This window comes from Planktothrix sp. FACHB-1355, from assembly GCF_014748295.1.
GTDB lineage: Bacteria > Cyanobacteriota > Cyanobacteriia > Cyanobacteriales > Aerosakkonemataceae > Aerosakkonema > Aerosakkonema funiforme_A.
Genome location: NZ_JACJUP010000879.1, coordinates 1 through 3,115 on the forward strand (window position 1 = coordinate 1; position 3,115 = coordinate 3,115).

The following is a 3,115-nucleotide window of genomic DNA, read 5'->3' on the forward strand; positions in this document are numbered from 1 at the left end:
CTGAGATCATCTCTCTTTGGGTAACGCTGTCTTCTACAACCAGAACTGTACTCATAACTTTATTACCTGATGCACTGGTTTATAAACTCAGTGAACTACCCAACGCTGACCTTCGGTACAGCGTGGGCTTCTGACTTCATGGGGGATTGCGTCAGCTTAGACTTGCGTCCTCGCTTCGGACTCACATCCCCTCCATCAGCAGCAGTCCTGGTTCCCAAGACCGATAGCATTCTGATGCCTTCTGCTCTGATATTGATTGCAGCGTTACCATCTCTATCGTGGTGAGTGCCACAACTAGGACAAATCCATGTCCTAACATCTAATGACATTTCACTTATCTGATAGTGACAGGTTGAGCAGAGTTTAGAACTAGGAAACCATCGGTCAATCTCTACCAGTACCTTACCTTCACGGTCTAGCTTGTATGAGAGAAAATTGACAAACATTCCCCAACCCACATCAGAAATTGCTTTAGCTAGTTTATGGTTACGAACCATGCCCTTGGTGTTTAGGCTTTCGACTACGATGACTTGGTTATCGTCAACAAGCTTCCTCGATAGCTTATGCAAGTAGTCAGTACGGACATTGCTAACTCGTTCGTGAACCCTAGCAACTAATCTTCTGGCTTTATCTCTTGACTTGCTCCCTTTCTCCGACCTTGCTAATTTTTGCTGTTTCCTTTTAAGGTTGCGTTCATGCTTAGCTAGGTGCTTGGGATTGGCGTATTTGGACGTTTTAACCCCATCGTTAACAACGGCAAAATCTTTCAATCCCAAGTCAATACCTGCAACTTTTCCGTCTGCGCTAGGTGTTGGACTATCTCCATCCATCGACCTCAACACGGAAGCATAATACCTGCCTGATGGAGTCATACTGAGAGTTACAGTCTTGATTGCTCCTGCAATAGGTCGGTGAAGTTTGGCTTTGACAACACCAACACGACCCGGAAATTTGAGACACCCATCAACTACCTTGACTGACTGTGGATACTGGATTGACTGCCTATTTTTCTTCGCTTTAAACCGAGGATATTTAGCTCTACCGTCAAAGAAGTTTTTATAAGCAGTCACCAGGTTGAGTGTAGTAGCCTGCAAAACCTGCGAGTAACACTCAGACAGCCATTGTGTTTCTTCTTGTTTCTTGAGCTTTGGAAGGAATGTATTCAATGCAGACTGACTCAAACCTTTACCCGTTGTCTTGTAGGTTTCAATGCACAAATTGAGTGCATAGTTCCACCACCAACGAGCGCAACCAAAGTGCTGACTTAGTATCTTCTGTTGTTCAACTGTTGGATACAGCCTGACTTTGACAGCTTGATGTCGCATAGATTCCCTCCTCTTACTATTATATGCAATCTCTACTAAGAATGCTCGGGTTGCTTGCAAATTTTACCGGGATTGACCGGATAAAATTTGCAAGGGGGGTGGATAATTCCCATCGCTAAAATATCGGGCGCAACAACTGCGTTGTCTTAAATCGCCCTTATCTATAGCGAGGGACTTATCCACCCCCAAACCCCCATCAGTTAAATTACCAGCTTGACTATTGCTGTGCCAGGTCGATCGACCTGCCTATATCCAGGCGCGATCGCTTTGCATGAAAAAGTAAATTGCCGCATGGCGGGCAGTTCCGATCGCTTGGTAAGTTGTAGGGATAGAGAGGAAACAACAGCGATCGCTGTTGCCACTGGCGATCGTGGCAAGGCAAAAGGGTTAATTTTCGCCATGTTTACTTGGAGTCAGCTCCCACCTGACCTATTGTGCTTTGTCCGTTCTCTTTTTTCCAGCCAAAGCTGAACAGCTTCTTCTAATCCTTCACTTTGAGTGGTTTCATCCTCCGTACAAGCAACCTTGAATCGAAGTGCAAGCTCTTTAGGAATGTAGCCGCTCACTTGAGCGTAGCCTGGATCGTCACGTCTGGTTACCAAAGTTCCTTTCGTCTCTTGATTTCTTGAATTCATTTTCTCATGAGACTCTAAAGCTGATATTTTGTATTAATTCATGAATTCACGATTGCATGAAGTTTTGCTATGATAACACCCATAAGGGAACTGTGACCGAACGGCAACCACCTTCGGGGGACAACCAGATCGCGTTCGCTTTGCCCTCAGTAAGTCAGCACAACTCAGCCAATGAACCAACATGAAGTCCACAGTGGATTACGTGCCGCTAGCGCTTGCTGCATCTGAACTTGGGATTTCAGAGGAAACCTTAAGACGCGATCGAGCGCTACTGAGAAAAAAGCTCGGCAAATCGGAGTTTGACAACTCACGTTACGAACCGGGGTTAGACGGTAAATCTTTTGCAGCCTTAAGGCGATTCCGAGAACTAGCTGCGCTTATGGGACGGAAGAAAGCTATCGAAATGCTAAGAATTAACGGAGTTGACTAAAATGACCACCATTTCAATCTCAGCCAGCCGCAAGCAACAAATATCCGATGAGCTAACCAAACTTGGCATCGACCCCACAGACGAGGCTTTAGCCGCCGTAGTGTCCATCCTCAAATCGAATCGGCGTGCCACCCTCAAAAGTGCCTGCAAGCGGTACGCCCAAAACCAGCAGCCAACCAATCACACCAAAACCACAACTCAAAAACCTTCTGGCTCCATTAAAGGTGATTTGGGCAAGTTGGCAGGAAACCTCAAAGACTCCATGAAAAAGCAGGTCGTTAGTGCTGCCGTAGTCGGGCTAGTCCGCGATTTGGAGTCTGGGGATTACGGAAGTCTAGACGACCTTGCAGTTGAGGAATTGAACGATTTGATTGATGCCGAATTCTCAGTTTTGGAGGTATCAGACCTAGACCCCAAGTATCTCTTATCGTCGAGCGGGTCAAAGTTGCTCTTAAACGCCGGATTGACAGAGAGCTAAACCGACCCTCTACTTATGCGGCGATGGGGGTCTTATTTGTTCTATCCACACTCACAGCAGTAAATCTGGTCAACGTGATGCGATCGAATTTATCCACCCCCACCCAAATCCAAAGAGCCAATGGCCTAAGTCCAACCAAGAACAGACCATTGGCTCCACTCCCAAAGAAGCAAAAGGGAGCTAAATAAATCCTCTCACATTCAGCCAGTGGCATTGCTCCACTGGCTTATTGGAGGCTCAAATGCCA

5 protein-coding genes are annotated in these 3,115 nt (G+C 46.4%); 2 read left to right on the plus strand and 3 right to left on the minus strand.

The features are described 5' to 3' along the window. Positions 1–95 precede the first annotated feature (95 nt). The 3 genes from H6S82_RS26360 to H6S82_RS26370 all read right to left on the minus strand — a co-directional run bounded on the left by H6S82_RS26360 (position 96) and on the right by H6S82_RS26370 (position 1,960). The gene (locus tag H6S82_RS26360; RefSeq protein WP_191056966.1) at positions 96–1,325 is read right to left on the minus strand and encodes an RNA-guided endonuclease TnpB family protein; all 1,230 of its coding nucleotides are present in this window, start codon (positions 1,323–1,325) and stop codon (positions 96–98) included. A 200-nt stretch (positions 1,326–1,525) separates the two neighbouring features. Beyond that, positions 1,526–1,726, minus strand: a complete 201-nt coding sequence (locus tag H6S82_RS26365) for a hypothetical protein (RefSeq protein ID WP_190472442.1) — start codon at positions 1,724–1,726, stop codon at positions 1,526–1,528. Between the two features lie 12 nt (positions 1,727–1,738). Beyond that, complete coding sequence (locus H6S82_RS26370; RefSeq protein ID WP_190472439.1) at positions 1,739–1,960, minus strand: hypothetical protein; 222 nt, start codon at positions 1,958–1,960, stop codon at positions 1,739–1,741. Between the two features lie 181 nt (positions 1,961–2,141). Here H6S82_RS26370 and H6S82_RS26375 point away from each other — a divergent pair, with 181 nt between their 5' ends. Next, a complete protein-coding gene (locus H6S82_RS26375) occupies positions 2,142–2,390 on the plus strand; it encodes a hypothetical protein (RefSeq protein ID WP_190472438.1) in 249 nt (82 codons plus the stop codon). A gap of 1 nt (position 2,391) precedes the next feature. Then, positions 2,392–2,868, plus strand: a complete 477-nt coding sequence (locus H6S82_RS26380; protein ID WP_190472433.1) for a hypothetical protein — start codon at positions 2,392–2,394, stop codon at positions 2,866–2,868. Positions 2,869–3,115: the final 247 nt, after the last annotated feature.